Annotated in this window: 20 protein-coding genes; 12 read left to right on the plus strand and 8 right to left on the minus strand. The window is 40.7% G+C overall.

The features are described from left to right. Positions 1-303 precede the first annotated feature (303 nt). From PAUR_RS23810 to yacG, 6 genes are all read left to right on the plus strand, one after another. Positions 304-750, plus strand: coding sequence for a pilin (locus PAUR_RS23810; RefSeq protein WP_192508619.1), 447 nt, complete (start codon positions 304-306; stop codon positions 748-750). A 70-nt stretch (positions 751-820) separates the two neighbouring features. Next, the gene (locus tag PAUR_RS15225) at positions 821-2,041 is read left to right on the plus strand and encodes a type II secretion system F family protein (RefSeq protein ID WP_404821701.1); all 1,221 of its coding nucleotides are present in this window, start codon (positions 821-823) and stop codon (positions 2,039-2,041) included. Positions 2,042-2,100: 59 nt separating this feature from the next. Beyond that, positions 2,101-2,988, plus strand: coding sequence for a prepilin peptidase (locus tag PAUR_RS15230; RefSeq protein ID WP_192508620.1), 888 nt, complete (start codon positions 2,101-2,103; stop codon positions 2,986-2,988). Between the two features lie 6 nt (positions 2,989-2,994). Continuing rightward, on the plus strand, positions 2,995-3,600 hold the full coding sequence (coaE, locus tag PAUR_RS15235) for a dephospho-CoA kinase (RefSeq protein ID WP_192508621.1): 606 nt from the start codon (positions 2,995-2,997) through the stop codon (positions 3,598-3,600). Between the two features lie 110 nt (positions 3,601-3,710). Further along, positions 3,711-5,393 (plus strand): type IV-A pilus assembly ATPase PilB, encoded by a 1,683-nt coding sequence (gene pilB, locus PAUR_RS15240; RefSeq protein WP_192508622.1) that lies wholly within the window; start codon positions 3,711-3,713, stop codon positions 5,391-5,393. A 49-nt stretch (positions 5,394-5,442) separates the two neighbouring features. Continuing rightward, positions 5,443-5,682: a DNA gyrase inhibitor YacG gene (gene yacG / locus PAUR_RS15245; RefSeq protein ID WP_192508623.1), complete on the plus strand. Its 240-nt coding sequence runs from the start codon at positions 5,443-5,445 to the stop codon at positions 5,680-5,682. Between the two features lie 91 nt (positions 5,683-5,773). On the opposite strand, the gene PAUR_RS15250 is transcribed toward yacG, so the two are convergent. The 3 genes from PAUR_RS15250 to PAUR_RS15260 all read right to left on the minus strand — a co-directional run bounded on the left by PAUR_RS15250 (position 5,774) and on the right by PAUR_RS15260 (position 8,863). Continuing rightward, a complete protein-coding gene (locus PAUR_RS15250) occupies positions 5,774-7,399 on the minus strand; it encodes a PepSY-associated TM helix domain-containing protein (protein WP_192508624.1) in 1,626 nt (541 codons plus the stop codon). Further along, entirely contained in the window at positions 7,396-7,713 is a 318-nt protein-coding gene (locus PAUR_RS15255) for a hypothetical protein (protein ID WP_192508625.1), read from the minus strand. Before PAUR_RS15255 ends, PAUR_RS15250 begins: the two co-directional genes overlap by 4 nt. A gap of 709 nt (positions 7,714-8,422) precedes the next feature. Continuing rightward, positions 8,423-8,863, minus strand: coding sequence for a Spy/CpxP family protein refolding chaperone (locus PAUR_RS15260; RefSeq protein WP_192508626.1), 441 nt, complete (start codon positions 8,861-8,863; stop codon positions 8,423-8,425). Between the two features lie 152 nt (positions 8,864-9,015). Between PAUR_RS15260 and PAUR_RS15265 the strand changes: the two genes are divergently transcribed. From PAUR_RS15265 to PAUR_RS15275, 3 genes are read left to right on the plus strand one after another with little or no spacing between them, the layout of a single operon-like run. Next, positions 9,016-9,702: a response regulator gene (locus PAUR_RS15265; RefSeq protein WP_192508627.1), complete on the plus strand. Its 687-nt coding sequence runs from the start codon at positions 9,016-9,018 to the stop codon at positions 9,700-9,702. Continuing rightward, positions 9,683-11,086: an ATP-binding protein gene (locus PAUR_RS15270; protein ID WP_192508628.1), complete on the plus strand. Its 1,404-nt coding sequence runs from the start codon at positions 9,683-9,685 to the stop codon at positions 11,084-11,086. Before PAUR_RS15265 ends, PAUR_RS15270 begins: the two co-directional genes overlap by 20 nt. Then, on the plus strand, positions 11,083-12,051 hold the full coding sequence (locus PAUR_RS15275) for an alpha/beta fold hydrolase (RefSeq protein ID WP_192508629.1): 969 nt from the start codon (positions 11,083-11,085) through the stop codon (positions 12,049-12,051). The genes PAUR_RS15270 and PAUR_RS15275 overlap by 4 nt, the downstream gene beginning before the upstream one ends. Here PAUR_RS15275 and PAUR_RS15280 read toward each other — a convergent pair. Then, positions 12,009-12,854 (minus strand): cation diffusion facilitator family transporter, encoded by an 846-nt coding sequence (locus PAUR_RS15280; protein WP_192508963.1) that lies wholly within the window; start codon positions 12,852-12,854, stop codon positions 12,009-12,011. The genes PAUR_RS15275 and PAUR_RS15280 overlap by 43 nt on opposite strands. Before the next feature lie 194 nt (positions 12,855-13,048). Between PAUR_RS15280 and trmL the strand changes: the two genes are divergently transcribed. Beyond that, entirely contained in the window at positions 13,049-13,513 is a 465-nt protein-coding gene (trmL, locus tag PAUR_RS15285; protein ID WP_192508630.1) for a tRNA (uridine(34)/cytosine(34)/5-carboxymethylaminomethyluridine(34)-2'-O)-methyltransferase TrmL, read from the plus strand. A gap of 47 nt (positions 13,514-13,560) precedes the next feature. Here trmL and gpsA read toward each other — a convergent pair whose 3' ends face one another. The 4 genes from gpsA to PAUR_RS15305 are packed head-to-tail and all read right to left on the minus strand — an operon-like array spanning position 13,561 to position 15,793. Beyond that, the gene (gene gpsA, locus PAUR_RS15290; RefSeq protein WP_192508631.1) at positions 13,561-14,568 is read right to left on the minus strand and encodes an NAD(P)H-dependent glycerol-3-phosphate dehydrogenase; all 1,008 of its coding nucleotides are present in this window, start codon (positions 14,566-14,568) and stop codon (positions 13,561-13,563) included. Positions 14,569-14,571: 3 nt separating this feature from the next. Then, a complete protein-coding gene (gene secB / locus PAUR_RS15295; protein WP_119861134.1) occupies positions 14,572-15,057 on the minus strand; it encodes a protein-export chaperone SecB in 486 nt (161 codons plus the stop codon). 34 nt (positions 15,058-15,091) lie between these two features. After that, positions 15,092-15,349 (minus strand): glutaredoxin 3, encoded by a 258-nt coding sequence (gene grxC / locus PAUR_RS15300; protein ID WP_010362429.1) that lies wholly within the window; start codon positions 15,347-15,349, stop codon positions 15,092-15,094. A 12-nt stretch (positions 15,350-15,361) separates the two neighbouring features. Further along, positions 15,362-15,793: a rhodanese-like domain-containing protein gene (locus tag PAUR_RS15305; RefSeq protein WP_192508632.1), complete on the minus strand. Its 432-nt coding sequence runs from the start codon at positions 15,791-15,793 to the stop codon at positions 15,362-15,364. Between the two features lie 264 nt (positions 15,794-16,057). Between PAUR_RS15305 and gpmM the strand changes: the two genes are divergently transcribed. Both gpmM and PAUR_RS15315 read left to right on the plus strand, forming a co-directional pair. Then, entirely contained in the window at positions 16,058-17,602 is a 1,545-nt protein-coding gene (gpmM, locus tag PAUR_RS15310; protein ID WP_192508633.1) for a 2,3-bisphosphoglycerate-independent phosphoglycerate mutase, read from the plus strand. A gap of 2 nt (positions 17,603-17,604) precedes the next feature. Further along, positions 17,605-18,738, plus strand: coding sequence for a murein hydrolase activator EnvC family protein (locus PAUR_RS15315; RefSeq protein WP_192508634.1), 1,134 nt, complete (start codon positions 17,605-17,607; stop codon positions 18,736-18,738). The last annotated feature ends 9 nt before the right edge of the window (positions 18,739-18,747 follow it).

The raw sequence follows: 18,747 nt of genomic DNA on the forward strand, positions 1-18,747 counted from the left end.
CAGTAATTGTTATTAAAGTATTAGCCAGCAATGACCGATAATATAGATACAATGTGTTGCGGTGATAACAGAGTTAAACTAGGAAACCTAAATAAATCATTGATAAATATCATAGGTTCATTTGGATAAATTGATTCAATATTCTAGACTTTGTTAACAAAAGCAACAGAGTTAATAAAGGAATATAGGTCAAAATAGCACAAAGCCGATGAGCTTTCGTGAGACTGACAGCTATTGCAATAATTTTAATAATCACCTAACTTTGTAATTGAAGTTAGATATACATCCTTTAGGAGACACATCATGACTAAACAACACCAGGGTGGTTTTACCCTTATTGAATTAATGATTGTAGTAGCAATCATTGGTATTTTAGCCGCGGTTGCATTACCTCAATATCAGGACTATATCGCAAAATCTCAAGCAGCTGAATCTGTAGCGCTTGCTGGCTCTGCCAAAACAGCCATCGCTGAATATCACCAGATCAATGGTTCATACCCAACGGCATCAACTGTACCTGCTCTTAGCGAACTTGCAGCAACAGGGACTTACGGTGCATTAGCAGCTAATGCAAGTGGCGTATTAGTCGTAACAATGAATGCAAGCGGCGTGGCATCAGCTATCGCTGGTAAAGTATTTACTTTTACACCAGATACTTCAGGTAATACTTTCAGATGGACTTGTACTAATAACCTAGGTACGGGTAATGAAGACTTAGCGCCTCAAAACTGTAAGGGTGCGACACCTTAAGCTTTAAGGTAACTATCAATATTAAAAAGCAAGGCTCGTCCTTGCTTTTTCAAGTTAAAGTTGGGCTATTGTGGCAAAAGAAAATGATACTGATGTTTTTCTTTGGGTAGGGGTAAGCGTTCGAGGCAAACGCCTAGAAGGAGAAATGGTAGGAACCAGTATTGCGCTGGTCAAGGCACAACTGCGCAAACAAGGAATAACACCATCCAAAGTTAAAAGAAAACCCAAAGCGCTATTTGGTTTTAACAGCAAACAAAAAATCACAGCCAAAGATATCTCTGTGACAACACGTCAAATCGCAACCATGCTTTTAGCCGGTGTTCCCTTAATCCAATCTTTAGAAATGATCTCATCGGGCGTTAAAAATAAATCCTTAAGTAAACTCATACGCAGCATTGCAGATGAAGTTAAAGCAGGCCAACCGTTTTCAAAATCATTACGGGCTTACCCTCGATACTTTGATGATCTATATTGTGACCTAGTCGCCTCTGGTGAGCAGTCTGGTTCTCTTGACCAAATATTTGATCGTGTTGCACTGTATAAAGAAAAAGCGGAAGCACTCAAGTCAAAGATTAAAAAAGCGCTTTTTTATCCTATTGCCGTGGTGATGGTTGCTATTATTGTTACTTCAATTCTCCTGATTTTTGTTGTCCCTCAATTTCAAGACATTTTTAATGGCTTTGGTGCTGAACTTCCCGCATTCACAAAAATGGTTATTCATATCTCTGAGTTTTTACAGAAGTACTGGTGGGTAGCGTTAATTATTATTGCAGGTGGCGGATATAGCTATAAAGAAGCGCTCCTTCGCTCTAAAGCCACTCGTAACTTAAACGACCGAATAATGCTCAAGCTCCCGGTTGTTGGCATGATTTTACAAAAAGCAGCAGTAGCACGTTATGCAAGAACACTATCAACCACTTTTGCTGCAGGTGTCCCTTTAGTTGATGCATTAGATTCAGCAGCTGGAGCGTCTGGTAACGTTATTTACCGAGATGCCATTTTAGACATTAAAGCCGAAGTTAGTTCTGGTAACCAAATGAACTGGGCCATGCGAAACTCAAAAGTGTTCCCTGACATGGTCATACAGATGGTTTCCATCGGTGAAGAGTCTGGCGCACTAGATAGTATGCTTGCAAAAGTCGCTAATATATATGAACAAGAAGTTGATGATCTCGTAGACGGACTATCCAGTTTACTTGAACCGCTAATAATGGCTGTTTTGGGTGTTTTGGTCGGTGGGCTAATTATTGCAATGTATCTACCTATTTTCCAATTAGGCTCTGTCATTTAACTCGAAGCGCTAGAACACACATTTTCTAGCGTTCACAACTCATTCTAATAAGTATAAAAATGCAAGAAGTAATACAGGTACTACAAACTCAACCATGGTTTTTCCTTCTCACTATAGGCCTCGTTAGCCTTTGTATTGGCAGTTTTTTAAACGTTGTCATCTACCGTATTCCCATTATGTTGAATAAGTCATGGCAGAGCGAGTGCCGTGTTTTACTTGCTGATGAACTTGCGAGCGACAACCCGACAAATGATAATGCTACATTTAATCTTGCTACCCCTCACTCTAGCTGCCCAAACTGTAACAGTGCGATCAAAGCGCGGCACAATATTCCAGTCCTTAGTTGGCTATTATTAAAAGGCCGATGCTTCGAATGTAACGCCAGTATTTCTGTAAGATATCCATTAATTGAAATGGGCACCACTTTAGCTTCTTTGCTCGTTGCCTATTCTTTTGGCCCGACTCAAACAATGATGCTGTATTTAGTCGTTACATGGGCGTTAGTGGCACTGATATTTATTGATATCGACCATATGCTATTACCAGATCAAATTACATTACCATTATTATGGCTCGCATTATTAGCCAGTATTTTTGATTTAACGATTTTACCTGCACAGGCAATTATTGGCGCTGTAGTAGGCTATCTCAGTTTATGGAGTGTGTACTGGCTATTTAAGTTACTCACAGGTAAAGAAGGTATGGGGTTTGGCGACTTCAAATTACTCGCTATTTTCGGCGCCTTGCTTGGTTGGCAAGCAATTTTAACCATTGTATTGTTGTCTAGTCTTGTTGGTGCAATCATAGGAAGTGCTCAGCTTGCAATACAGGGGAAAGATAAAAGCACGCCTATACCATTCGGTCCTTATCTAGCAATAGCCGGTTGGCTTATGCTCTTATATGGGCAACAAATACAAAGTTGGTATTTCAATTTAATTGGGTATTAATACGCTATGGCAAATTGGGTTTTAGGCCTCACAGGAGGAATTGGTGCGGGCAAAACAGCTGTCAGTGATGCGCTGGCTGAAAAAGGCATTTGTATCGTCGACGCCGATATCATTGCACGCGAAGTCGTTGCACCCAGTACCTTTGGGCTAAATACAATTGTAGATAAATTTGGTAAAGACATTTTACAAGATGACGGCAGTTTAAACAGAGCCAAGTTACGCCACATTATCTTCACCAATGATGACCATAAAAGTTGGCTAAACGATTTACTGCACCCCATCATTCGCCAGGCCACACTCACACAGCTGGCGCAAGCCAAATCGACCTATGTTGTCTTGGCTGCACCTTTACTGTTCGAAAACAAACTCGAGCAATTGTGTAATCATACATTGCTGGTTGATGTCAGCGAAGAAACCCAAATAACAAGAACTTCTCAAAGAGATAATGTTGAGAATGAACATGTTAAACGTATTATTGCTTCACAAATGTCTCGGCACGAGAAACGGCAAAAAGCAGACACAATTTTAGACAACAATGGTTCATTAGAGAAAATGTACGATAACCTAAATACACTACATCAAGAATTGATAATCAAAGCGCAATTAACCTAAATTAGTGCGACAAAGCGGCACGCTAATTTAAGATATTTAACCATAGAAAGAGTTTAGTTATTGATATTTTTGCTAAACTGAGTTCAGTATAGGTAAGCATTAGAGGCATTATGGAGCATCACTCACCACTACTACGTAAATTTATTACGTTGGGTAAAGTCACACCGGAGCAGCTCAAGCTAAAACAAGCAGAAGCACAATCAACCGCGGAGTTAATCTGTTTGTGCACAGGTATGAATGGTAAAGAGTTAGCAGAACAATGCCTTGACTTATTTCGAGTTCCTTTATTTGATTTAACCGATTTTGATGTTGAACAGTTACCAACTGAATTAGTTAAAGAAAAACTCATTAAGCAACACCACTTACTTCCTTTAGTTAAAAAGGGGAGAAAACTCTATATAGCGACATCAGACCCTACCGATTATGGGGCATTTGAGAACTTCGAATTTAGCACGGGTCTACAATGCGAAGCCGTTGTCGTTGACTACAAACAACTCGAACAAAAAATTGACCTACTTTTCGACTCCACAGGTGGTCTCTCACTCAGCGATGAAGAATACAAAGAGTTCGCAGACTTAGATGTTGAAGACACGCAAAGCGCACAGCAGCAAAATGATGAGGGTGATAAAGATGATGCCCCAATCATTGTATATATTAATAAAATACTCATGGATGCTATTAAAAAAGGGGCGTCCGATTTGCACTTTGAGCCTTATGAACATAAATATCGAGTGCGTTTTCGCATTGATGGCTTATTGCATGAAATGGCGAGTCCACCAACAAGCTTATCCACGCGCTTATCAGCTCGAATCAAAGTCATGGCTCGCTTAGATATCGCTGAAAAACGAAAACCCCAAGATGGCCGTATTAAGTTAAAAATATCAGAACGTAAAAGTATCGACTTTCGTGTCAGCACCCTACCTACATTATGGGGTGAAAAAATTGTAATGCGTATACTCGATTCATCAAGTGCCATGCTAGGCATTGATGTTTTAGGATATGAAGCTGAACAAAAAGCCCTATTTATGGATGCGCTTGAGCAACCTCAAGGTATGATATTAGTCACAGGACCGACTGGTTCTGGTAAAACAGTTTCTCTGTATACAGGTTTAAATATTCTCAACAAACCACAGCGTAACATCAGTACCGCGGAGGATCCTGTTGAGATCAATCTTGAGGGGATTAACCAAGTACAAATTAACCCTCGTGCAGATATGACTTTTGCCAACGCATTAAAGGCATTCTTACGACAAGATCCCGATGTCGTTATGGTTGGCGAAATACGAGACTTAGAAACTGCTGAGATCTCGATTAAAGCGGCTCAAACTGGGCACTTGGTTTTAAGTACTCTGCATACCAATTCTGCCCCAGAGACATTAACACGATTACTCAATATGGGCGTACCTGCCTATAATGTAGCCAGCTCGATAAGCTTAATTATTGCACAGCGTCTTGCTCGTCGTTTATGCCCTAAGTGTAAACAAGCTGAGACACTGCCTGAAGAGGAACTGCTTAAACAAGGATTTACCTCGGAGCAAATACAAGATATCACCCTATTCTCACCGCAGGGCTGTGAACATTGTACTGATGGATATAAAGGACGTGTAGGTATCTATGAAGTAGTTAAAATTACCCCCGAGATAGCACAGGTGATAATGGAGGGAGGTAACTCGATTAAAATTGCACAAATGGCTGAGCAGTTAGGGTTTGCTAATTTACGCAAATCAGGCCTCAAAAAAGCAGCCTCAGGAGTTACATCACTGTTAGAAATAAACCGAGTGACTAGCTTCTAGACTCGTTGTTTATTACACTGTGGGCTGAGTTAACGACGAGGTTAATTATATGCCCACAGTAGTAAATTGCCCAACCTGTGCAACAGATGTTGTTTGGTCTGAGCAAAGTCAATATCGCCCCTTTTGTTGCAAGCGTTGCCAACTTATTGATTTAGGCGAATGGTCTTTCGAAAATAATAAGATCTCCACAACAATTCAAAGCGATGCTGAGCTAGACCCTCAGGCAGCTCAAGATTTGATTGAAGATATGGAAGCCATGCTTGCAAAAAATGATGATTTTTTCAAATGAGCATTCCATAAGCTTCCATTTAATATATCTTTAAAATAGTCTCATTTTTTGTTTTACATTCAGTGCTTAGGGTAAGTAGATATACCTACCCTTACAATTCGTTAATGGGCGTTTTTGATAACCTTGCTATCGCTGACTTACCTTTTGATATATGCCAAACACTATTGGCCTCACTGCTATACGCGCGTTTCATTACCTTTTGACTCATGATGACAAAAGCAGAACCAAAAACACAGGCTGCGACTTCAACGCTGATGGTTGTGACATTATATGCCGCCCAAATAGGATCAATCGGAAATATAGTCGCTAAAATAGAAGTGAGTGGAATACTAAAACAGAGCACGGCTATAAAACGCATACCAGCAATCGCAGTACGAGCAGCGCCAGACATAAAGCTCATTGCAAGAATTACAAAAAACACGCAATAATACAGATACAGATAAACAATGTTTATATTGACATTGAATAGCCCGATCCACTTTGTTGCGGCAAATGAACTCGCGATACCAGCGATACACCCAATACTAATACCAACGGTTAGGCTTGCCAGTACATTACTTGATTTCGCTTGCTCTGGTACCTGTTTATTTCTGCGCTTTTCTAGCCATAATAAGTTTCCAGAGTAGAATAATACCGCCCCTAATAGCCCCATAAAGAAATAAACCCAACGGCCGAAGTCACCACCAAAGCTTCCGAAGTGTAAACCGAAGAAACTAGAGACGAGATCACTCCATACACCTTGATCTCCTCCACGTACGCTGCTCGTTGAGATCTCAAATGTATAAGGTTGCATATACAGAAAATCGGTAACTGGGCCTCGCATCAGTTTCTCTGTACTTTTTATTTTAATTGCGGCATTAGGACCTGATTCAGATAAACCACTAAAATCAATTTGCGTAATTACATACTCCGGCGCATATTTATTGATGACGTCCTGTAACTCGACTAACTTTGGTAAATTCTCAACTTTATATACAGCTTCAGATCTCGCTTTGCTCTTAAATAAAGGCTTATCACCATAAATTTGAGCGACTCCTCCATAAATCAAATCATGAAAAGCAAATACAAATACTGTGAAGGAGATAATGATATGAAATGGTAAACTGCTAACACCAATTAAGTTATGAGTATCTAACCAAAACCGCGCTTTTGATTTGTTATTACGCAGCGCAAAAAAACTCTTTGTTAGTGTGGGTAATAAAAAGATTACTCCGGAGATTAACGCAATAAAATATAAAAAAGAGGCAACACCTAAAACATATACACCGGCTTGATCATGCCCTATTTCACCCACTATACCAGCGGTTCGGTGCAAGTAATCAACAAGCATTGACAATTCATTGACATGGCGCAATTCTGCAACCAATTCCCCCTGTTCATCAAGCGTTGCATGGTAAACTTGATCGCCTAAAGATATCCCTCGACCATTGCCTGACTCATACCAAGTTATCGGTGAATGGGCTTCTGAAAAATGTAAGCTAATTGAACCGGCAGCTTTGGGGTAATCCGTCAATACTTTTTGGATTAGAATATCATATTGACTGCTGTGCACTTGTGGTAACTGATAGCTTGGCGGTGTTGCCCATTGATCAATTGCACCTCTAAACATGGTTAATGAACCGGCAAAAAAACCAATAAACAACAACAATCCGGCACAAATCCCTGTCCAAGTGTGTAAAACTTGATATGTTTTGATGATATCGGGACGGATTTTCATAATAAATCCTTGAAGAATATCAAGCAACCAAATACACATACATTGCCAATAAGTAAGCTCATTGCTGCTTCTTTGGCTGTTTTAAACAAATATCCAACAGTTACAATAATCATCCATATTGGAGGGACCATCCACATATGTATTTGTGTCTTCCAAAGTAGACGCTCGCCAGATAATTCACTGTTTAAGCTATCTGGTCCAAACCATGCGAATAAGCCAACTAAACCAAAACTCAGCGTTAAACCTAAAACCAAAGAAATCAGAGTTTTCCATAACCACTGAGGCTGAATTTTTCCTTTTTGCCTATCCTTCATTCTTTACCTTCACAAAAAAAATGGTACTGGGTAGTATTATCAGACATAACATCGTCACCACCAGCCAAGTCATCGCTGCTGCAACACCACTCAATTGTAAGTTCACCACATACAAGGCAGCCATACTACAGCACAAGCTGAGCCCCTTATAATGAGTTGGTAATGGTTTTATAAGTAAATATTGATGCTTATTACTGCAATAGAGCAAAATAACTGACGTTATGACCAAGATAACAAATAAGCTTAAAATCACGCCTTACTCCAAGTCATTATTGATAATTGTAAGTACTCTTAATGGAAACAGTTTGAATTATACCCAAAACACCAAAATACAACAACGATAAAAATAACAATGATAACCATTTTCACTTGGTTATTATCCATTACATTCACGCGCAGCTTAAGTAAAAAGGGCTCATCGATGATGGGGTTTATTGCAGTGATACATACTGAGACATTTATTTACTACATAACCTCAGCTTTGGATAAGCGAATTTGCCCAATAATTTTTCTCACTCTCGGCGTTACTTTCATTTGTAATAGCCCGCTGTTACTGCATAAAAGCGCCTTGAAATTGAACAAAATATCATCATTGGATTGTACGTAAGTTTGTTTGCAAAACATTTTCCACTCCAAAATCCCAACCTAAACATGAGGTTACATAAAAAGCGCTTTAGATAAAGCGCTTGTTCGAAGGTGTATTGTTGCACTACATTTCTTTTTGTTGATGTCGCTTCATTTTTTTGCGCTGAATATTTGAGAGCTTTTCTCGTTGCTGAGCATCTAACAGTTGCCAAATTTGCTGTTTGCTTTTCAATTTTGCTAATAAGACTTGCGCTTTCACAGTCTGCATTTTTGCAATCGTCTCTTTAGCTTGTTGCTCATCGAAATTATCAGCTTCCACTATTGCTTTAAATGTACCTTTATTATCAGCTCGGGCTGCCTTTGCCTGCTTAACTAGGCTGCGCTTTTCGGTTAATATTTCACTAATTCTATTTTGCTGCTCGTCCGTAAGAGCCAACTTCATTGCTGCATGTTTTGTAAGTAAAAAATGTTTTCCACTGTGATGAGCTGAACCGGCATATGTCAGCGATGCGAACAACACTCCGGAACACAATACAATTGATGTTAAGCCACTTTTAATATTCATATTTATTACCTTTCCACTGTAAAATTAGACAACACCTTGAGTGTACGCTGCCTAATGAAAAGCAACGCAAAGCAATGTAAAGGCTGTGTAAAGATCTGCAATTTAATATTCATAGAGGTAAACTAAATAAAACGCCCATAATTGTGAACCGCATGAGTAAATTATTATTAATCGAAGATGATCGAGCGCTCAGTGATTTATTGAGTGAGTATTTAACATCTCAAGGCTGTGACGTTGAACAAGCATTTGATGGTTTATCTGGACTAAGACAAGCGACCAGTAATAACTATGATGTTATCTTGCTCGATGTGATGCTTCCACACTTAGATGGATTTGAAGTACTCAAGAAAATTCGTCTTAGCCACCTAACGCCTATTATAATGCTCACAGCAAAAGGCGACGATTTTGACCGTATTTTCGGTTTAGAGTTAGGTGCTGATGATTATCTTCCCAAGCCATTTAATCATCGGGAATTACTAGCCCGCATCCATGCAATCAGCCGCCGAATCGAATTTGTAAAACAAACTGAACAACATGATCAATTACTATCCTCCTCCCACGTCACACTCAATATCGCAGCCCGCAAAGCCGCGGTAAATAATCATCTACTGGTCTTAACTGGCACTGAGTTTTCGATCTTACAAAAGTTAATGTCTAACATTGGCGACGTGGTCAATAAAGATGCCTTAAGTCAGCATGTACTGGGTAGAAGACTAGCCCCATTTGATCGCTCTATTGATATGCATGTAAGTAATTTAAGAAAGAAAATAGCCAAGTATAGTGATATTCAATGTATTCAAACAATCCGAGGAAGTGGCTATGTTTTCTTGGCTGAATAAATATCGCCCTCTTAATTGTACTCTAAGTAAGCCTGGCTCTTTAGTTTACCAAGCTTTTTTTGGATTTTGGTTAACGATATTAGGCATATTTTTAATGCTGCTATTACTCAGTCAATTACACCCAGAGCAATTAGAGTCAAAAAAATTACGGGGTAAAATGTTAGGCTCATTGATACATATTCAGCACAATTTAGAGCGGTTCGTTAATATTAAACACAAACCCATCGCAAAAGCACTTAAGCACCCACGCCTCAGTGAACATAAATGGTTATATTTATCGCATAAGAAAATAGAAGAGAGTGTGAGTTCTCGACCAAACAAGCAACAACTGGATTTGTCCTTGCTTTTTTTTGAATCTCCAACAGAGCCCCTCTTCATTGTCACCGACAAATACTATGCTTACGGGCCGCTTCCTGTCACTTTAAACAGTGAAGAATATCAGTTATTTCAAATTAAAGCTTTGAAAGCACCCGCTTTTCTTACGCGAATAAAAATGCTGCCATTTTGGTTAAAGGGGCTGGCTATACTCTTACCTTCTATCGTGCTGAGTATTTTATTTAGTCGTCGATTAGTGGCTCCTTTGACGGAACTTGGTAAAGCTGCGAAAAAACTCGCGCAAGGAAAATTATCGGCTAGAGTCACCGTTCCAGCCAAACGCCATGATGAAATTGCTTCGCTAATGCACGACTTCAACTTTATGGCTGAACGCTTATCAAGCAGTGTTCATGCCCATAAACAATTGCTTGCCGATGTGTCTCATGAATTGCGCTCGCCATTAACGCGCCTTACCCTTGCAAATGCCATGGCACAAGACACTCAAGGAACCACACAAAATGGGTACCTAATACGTATTGAGAAAGAAGCAAAGTGTTTAGACCAAATGCTTTCTGACGTCCTAACACTCTCTCGCTTAGAACAAAATCAACAAACATTACAATTGGAGGAAGTCAGTTTAGATGCATTGATGAGTAACCTCCTCAATGATGCACACTTTGAAGCAGAGCAAAAAGACCGTATATTTAACAGTCAACCAATCCCCTCTGTTACCCTTATTTGTGACGGGTCTCTATTAAATAGTGCGATTGAAAATGTCATTCGAAATGCAATTAAATACGCACAAAATCATATCTCGGTGTCTTTTTCGCAAACCGCTGACTCTCTCAGCATTTTTGTTCATGATGATGGCTTTGGAGTCACGGATGAGGCGTTAATCCGTTTATGCCAACCATTTTATCGAGTGTCAGATTCTCGAAATCGAAGTTCAGGGGGAATTGGTTTAGGGCTTGCAATCACTAAACGGGCAGTTTGCGCTCATAATGGTAAACTTATACTTAAACATAACACGCCTACAGGGCTCGCTGCAGAGATACGATTACCACTATGAACTTTTATAGCCACAGTACTGAACTTGCTAAACATCAAGTTGCTATTGAGCAACACTGGCAAAACTGCCAGCAAGGCTACTTTTCAACTCCACAGGGAACGTTATTCTACGCCTACCATATACCAAGAGCAGCAAAGTATAGTCTGGTTTTGGTAAATGGCCGTATTGAGTCAGTTTGGAAGTACCAAGAGCTCCTGTGGGAGCTGGCAAAAAATAATATTGCGGTGTTTAGCTATGATCATATTGGTCAAGGTTTATCAACCCGCACACTGGCAAACTCTCATATTGGACATGTGCGTCGCTTCAGCGATTATTCTGAGGACCTCCATTATTTTATAAAAAATATTGTTGAGCCTAATGCCGTAGGAGAAACCTTCATTTTGGCCCATTCAATGGGCGCTGCTATTAGTTACGAGTACTTATGCCACTATGAGAATAGTATTTCAGGCGCTTTCTTCAGCGCTCCTATGTTTGATATCCAGACACACGAGGTGCCCTATGCACTCGCAAAGTTTATCGCTCATCTGGGCTGTATATTCGGGTTTTCCAAACATTATGCATTTGGACAAAAAGACTATGCACCGCCTGAGTTTTGGGAAAACAAATTAACCCAATGCGCAACCCGTTATCAACGGTTCAGAACTTTATATCATAATGAGCCAGAGCTACGCTTAGGTGGCGTCAGTTTTAACTGGTTAGCGCAAGTATTCAAATATGTTGCAAAAGCTAACACTTTATCAACCACCACACCAATACACATTGCCAGTGCAAACAATGACATGATAGTAAACAACCAAGCGCAGTTCAGTATGGCTACTCGACATGACAATGTAACACTGAGCCAATATGTCGAGGCGCGTCATGAGCTGCTATGTGAAACAGATGATATTAGACACGCAGTCCTGACGGATATGTATGAATTTTATGACGCGTTGGCATTTACAGCTAAAGACACCGGGTCTTGATGGATAAGTACATCAACGTCTCCCTCAAATGCCGCTTCAATACTTTGAACCACTTCATCTGCAACATGGTGAGCCCTTATCAAAGGTAAATTATCATCTAATTCTAAATGCAGCTGTATAAATTTCACTTTGCCACTTTGTCGAGTCCGCAGTTCATGAATCCCAAAAACATCCTCATGACTGGATGCCAACAAGACGATTTCACTCTTTTCATCATCTGGCAATTCTTTATCCATCAAATGGTCTGCACTTTCTTTAGCAATATCCCAACAGTTATAGAGTAAGTAACCAGCCACCCCTATAGCAAAAAGCGGGTCTGCATATATAACACCATAGTAGGATAAAAGAATAGCTATCAGGACTGCAACATTCAGTAATATATCGCCTTTATAATGCAAAGCATCCGCTTTAACCGCAATTGATTGAGTCCGTTTCAATACTTGATGCTGTACAAATACCACAAGTAATGTACACACTATCGCAAATAGACTCACCCAAACACCGAGTAGCGAATGGCCTAATTCAACTGGGTTAAAGATACGCTCAATACCATGAAAAACCAATAAGCAGGCTGAGCCAGCAATAAATGCAGCTTGTCCAAGCCCTGCCAAAGCTTCAGCTTTACCATGCCCAAAGCGATGGTCATCATCCGCCGGTCTTAGCGCATAACTCAACACTAAGAAACTCATCATGGACGCGCTAATGTCCAACATAGAATCTGTCAATGAGCCCAACATCGCGGCGCTGCCAGATGACAGCCAAGCCCAACACTTAGTAGCAATCATTAGGCTCACCATAATCATGGTAAATATACTAGAAAATCGGACTAAAACATCATAACTGTGCTTCACAACACCCTCCACCGTTACTAACTTGGCGATACTACTGTACATAACCTAGCACATGCAAATTAACGGCACATGACATCACTTTTAAAATAGTTATCGCACTGGTAACTTTTCGATATACTAACGTTATTACATTATTCGAGGTTACTATGTTAGATATTGTACTATATCAACCAGAGATCCCGCCTAATACAGGCAATATCATTCGTTTATGTGCGAATACGGGCTACGCACTACATTTAATAGAACCGTTAGGGTTCGATTGGGACGATAAACGCGTGAAGCGTGCGGGATTAGATTATCATGAATTTAGCAATGTGCAACGTCACGCCTCATTTGCTGAATATATGGAAAAACAACAGCCAACACGTGTATTCGCTTGCACCACCAAGGGCACTAAATACCATCATCAGCCAGATTATCAAGCCGGTGACTGCCTGTTATTCGGCCCTGAAACCCGAGGCTTACCTGATGATATTATTTTTTCATTACCAGAAGAGCAACGCTTGCGAATTCCAATGCGCCCGGATAGCCGCAGCATGAATTTATCCAATGCCGTCGCAGTGTTTGTTTATGAGTCTTGGCGACAATTAGACTTCGTTAACGCGAAGTAGTAGCACCATCTGATACAATAAGTGGGCATGTACAAAAAGCGGAGAAGTTACTCCGCTTTTTGTTCTCTGCTAAGCAATGCCACCGCAGCTTCTTTAACATCTTTTTGTTGATAAAGGACTTGATAAATTTGTTCAGTGATCGGCATTTCGATGCCTGAGCGTTTTGCTAAAAGGTAAACCTCTTTGGTATTTCTAAACCCTTCAACAACTTGCCCTATACTATCCATGGCCTCTTGCACAGCAAGACCTTTGCCTAATGCAAGTCCAAAACGGCGATTTCTTGATTGGTTATCTGTACATGTGAGAATTAAATCCCCAAGCCCAGCCATCCCCATAAAAGTCTCTGAACGAGCACCCAATGCACACCCTAACCGACATAACTCAGCCAAGCCTCGAGTTATCAAAGCCGTTCGTGCATTTGCACCAAAACCAAACCCATCAGACATACCAGCACCAATCGCAATCACATTTTTAACAGCACCTCCCAATTGGATCCCAATAAAATCATCATTGTTATACACTCTAAATGAGCGCCCACAATGAAGTAATTTTGCCAGCTCTGCTGCAAATTCATTATGCGTAGCAGAAACGGAAATTGCTGTAACTAACCCTGCGGCCATTTCTTTAGCGAACGTGGGCCCTGACAGTACTGCCAGTGGAATAGTATTCCCGAGTTTTTGTGTCGCCACATCTTGTAGCAATCGACCCGTTTCTGGCTCTAGCCCTTTAGTTGCCCAAGCAACTCTGGCATTGGGTAATAAATCATTTCGAACTTGCTCTAAGGTTTGTCCGAAAGCATGGCTTGGAACAACCACTAAAACGAGTTCACTGGCTTGTACGGCTTTCTGTAAGTTTGCTTCTAAAGTCAGAGAATCAGGGAAGATAATGTCCGGTAAGTAACGTTGGTTCTTGCGCTCAGCTGCTAGCGTCTCAACGTCTTGCTTGTTTCTACCCCATAACGTCACTTTATGACCATTTCGGGCAAAACAAATAGCAAGGGCGGTGCCATAAGACCCCGCCCCTAAAACAGTTACAGCTGTATGTGCTGATGTCATCAATTATGCGTCAGCAGTTTGCTCTGCTTGCGCAGCTCGTTGTTGCATGTACTGAGAAAACAATGCATCAAAGTTAACTGGTGCTAGGTTTAACTGTGGGAAAGTACCACGGTTAACAAGGCCTGCTACTGCTTCACGCGCATATGGGAACAAAATATTAGGGCAATAAGCACCTAGCATATGCGCCATTTGTAGCTCTTCCAATTCAGCAATAGAGAAGATCCCTGCTTGTTGAATTTCACATAAAAATGCCGTTTCCTCACCTATTGTTGCAGTCACAGTCAATGCAAGAACAACTTCATATACATTCTCGTCAAGCTTATTTGAACGCGTGTCCATGTCTAGTTTAACTTCAGGTGTCCACTCTTTTTGGAAGATAGCTGGAGAGTTAGGCGTTTCAAACGAGACATCTTTAGTAAAGATACGTTGAATGTTAAATTGTGCGCCTTCTTGTTGCTCTGCCGCTGCGTTTTGATTTTGTTCAGTCATGAGTGTTCCTAAATTAAATTTTTTGTTTGTATAATTATGCTGTTAGCAAGGTATCGAGTTTACCTTGGGCTTCTGTGGCCATAAGGTCGTCACAACCACCAATATGCTTATCATTGATAAAAATTTGCGGTACAGTATATGCCCCGTTCGCTTTATCAATCATTTCATCACGTAGCTCAGGTTGAACACCAATATCATACTCTGTATATGTGACACCTTTTGCATCAAACAATGCTTTGGCACGATGACAAAATGGGCAGTAATCTTTACTGTATATAACAACCTGGCTCATTGAATTCTCTCTTTATTTTCCTGACGTAGTCGGTAAGCCTGCATTTTGCCAAGCTCCCATACCACCATTTAATACGTAAACCTGCTCAAATCCAGCTTTATGCATGGTATTTGCGATGCCAGAAGCAGTCATACCTGTGGTACATACCAATATAATGGGTTTGCTTTTTAGTTTTTCAAGGCCAACAAATTCACTTTGTTTTGCTTTTTCAGCGCTTAAATGTTTGGCGCCGGCTATTTGTCCTGCATTAAACTCTTTTATCGCTCTGATATCAACAACCTGACCTTCTTCTCGGTTAACCAACAACGTCAATTGCTGAGGGTTAATTTGTCTAATTGCAGAAAACTTACTTTTTATAAAGCTGCTCACTATCATTGCGACTATCGCCAACCAAATAATACTCAATACAGCATGATTGCCAACAAATTCAATATATTGTTCCATGAACCTTCCAACTTTAATCTCGCAGCAAAACGCAGCGATTATGTATGATTTTTAATAACCCCGAAGTATACATTTTGCGATCACTTGGGTATAGCCCTTTATTAGTCCACCATTAAACAAATCATCATGCCTCCTTATGCTTCACCGCTTGATTTATCATTTGAACCACTCCAACGTGAGCATAAATCATCGTTCACGGGCTGAACATTGATACAAAACAAGGTATGCTAGAGCTAGACATCGTGCCATATTTCAGGAGCTCAAATGACTGCACAGAAAAAACCACTTGTTTTAATGATTTTAGATGGTTGGGGTTACAGAGAAGAAACAGAAAGTAATGCAATTTTAGCCGCTAATACCCCAGTATTAGATGAGTTATGGCAAACCCAACCTCATACACTCATTTCAGGTTCTGGTTTAGATGTGGGTTTACCTGATGGGCAAATGGGCAACTCCGAAGTTGGCCATGTGAATTTAGGTGCTGGGCGCATCGTTTATCAAGACTTTACCCGTATAACTAAAGCCATTGATGATGGTGAGTTCGCACATAATCCAATACTTGTCTCCAATATTGACAAGGCTGTTGCAGCCAATAAAGCAGTTCACCTAATGGGCCTTCTGAGCCCTGGCGGTGTTCATAGTCATGAAGACCATATTGTTGCCGCTATTGAATTGGCTGCCGCACGTGGCGCAAAGCAAGTTTATTTTCATGCATTTCTAGATGGCCGAGATACGCCACCCCGTAGTGCCGAAGCATCTATCAAACGCATTGAAACTACCTTCGAAGCATTGCAATGTGGTCGATTAGCCTCAGTGGTAGGCCGCTACTATGCGATGGATAGAGATAACCGTTGGGAACGTGTTGAGACGGCGTTTGATTTAATGGTTTGTGCACAAGCACCTAACCACTATAGCTCAGGTATTGAAGCACTGAATGCAGCCTATGAACGTGATGAGAATGATGAATTTGTCACGGCTTCAATTATCCAGCCGCAAGATGCCTCCGCTGCCACAATTAACGATGGCGATACCGTTATATTTATGAATTTTAGAGCCGATAGAGCGCGTCAAATGACCCGTGCTTTTGTTGATAAAGAATTTACTGGTTTTGCTAAAAAGCGCTCTCCAAAGTTAAGCGCCTTTGTTATGATGACTGAGTACGCCGCAGATATCGATGCGCCAGTTGCATTTGCACCTGAAGCACTCCATAACGTACTCGGAGAATGGCTCGCCAAACATAATAAAACTCAACTTAGAATTTCTGAGACGGAAAAATATGCACACGTTACCTTCTTTTTCAGTGGTGGACGTGAAGACCTTTTCGACGGCGAAAAACGAGCTCTTATTCCTTCCCCTCAAGTCGCAACGTATGATTTGCAGCCTGAAATGAACTCTGAACTACTGACCGATACCTTAGTTGAAGCCGTTCATAGCGGTGAGCATGATGTGATCATCTGTAATTACCCAAATGGTGATATGGTTGGACATTCTGGGGTATTTGACGCCGCAGTAAAAGCCTGTGAAGCTGTCGATACATGCATCGGTCGTGTCGTCTCTGCACTCAAAGAAGTCGGCGGTGAAGCGCTCATTACAGCAGATCATGGTAACGCAGAGCAAATGGCTAACCCAGCAACAGGTCAAGCTCATACAGCCCACACCAGTGAACCTGTACCTTTTATTTACGTTGGTCGTGATGCGCAGCCTCATGCAGGCAAAGCGCTCAGCGACGTTGCACCGACCATATTGCACTTAATTGGTATGGAACAGCCAGCTGAAATGACCGGTACTCCAATTATGACGATAAAATAAGTATGCACTCCTCCTTTCTCAGGTGTGTTTTGTTTTTATGTTTACTGGCCGCAACGTATGTTACGGCCAATGAATCTCGTACAAAGCAAGACTTAACCGAAGTACAAAAAGAGCTTAAAAAAAACCAAAAAAACTATCAACAACAAAGAAAAGCAATTTCAGTTTTACAACAAAAATTGCAAGCACAAGAACTCGATATTGCCAAAAATGCGAAAGCTTTATCGTTAACTCAGCGTGGTATCAATGAAAACCAACAACAGCAATATGCACTTTTAAACGAGTCTAAGCGTCTTAATAATAAAAAGCGAAAATTACAAAGTTTACTGGCTGCGCAGCTAAAAAGCGCTTACATGACGGGTACTCACGATTACTCCAAGATGCTATTAAATCAAGAGCTTAGCGCCACATTTGAGCGTACTTTAAGTTATTATGATTATTTTAATAAAGCACGTATAACACAATTAGATACTTTGAAAAGCGTCGTTGCACAACTGGCTGAAAATCAAAATCGTCTCGCTCGAAAAAAAAATCAACTAGCACATTTGCTCACTCAACAAACTGAACGCAAAAGTGCGCTCGCAAAAATGCAGCTTCAACGAAAAAAGAACTTAACGACACTAGATGCAACCTTAAATGAAACGCAAGAAGCCATTTCTTATTTAAAAGAAAATGAACAAACTTTACTAAGCGCATTAGAAAATTTAGCTAAAGTAACAGTCCCAGAAGAGGTGGTTCTCAATGGTCTTGCCCAATACAAGGGAACACTCACACTCCCTAGTAAGGGCCGAATTAAACACCGCTTTGGCCAACGAAAACATGCCGGTATGAGCTGGAAAGGGATCGTCATTCAATCTCCAAATGGACAAGCAATTAAAAGTATCAATCAAGGCCAAGTTGTTTTTGCTGATTGGTTAAATGGATTTGGCTGGGTCATTGTCATTGATCATGGTAGAGGTTTTATGAGCTTATACGGCCATGCGCAAACACTGCTAAAAGATGTTGGTGACCTAGTAACGAGCCAAGAACCAATTGCTTTAGTTGGACAAAGCGGCGGACAATCAAGTTCTGGTCTATACTTTGAAATACGGCATAAGGGAAGCGCTGTCGACCCAGTAAAATGGTGCAGAGCAAGTTAATTGATTAAC

Source organism: Pseudoalteromonas aurantia 208, assembly GCF_014858725.1.
Lineage (GTDB): Bacteria > Pseudomonadota > Gammaproteobacteria > Enterobacterales > Alteromonadaceae > Pseudoalteromonas > Pseudoalteromonas aurantia.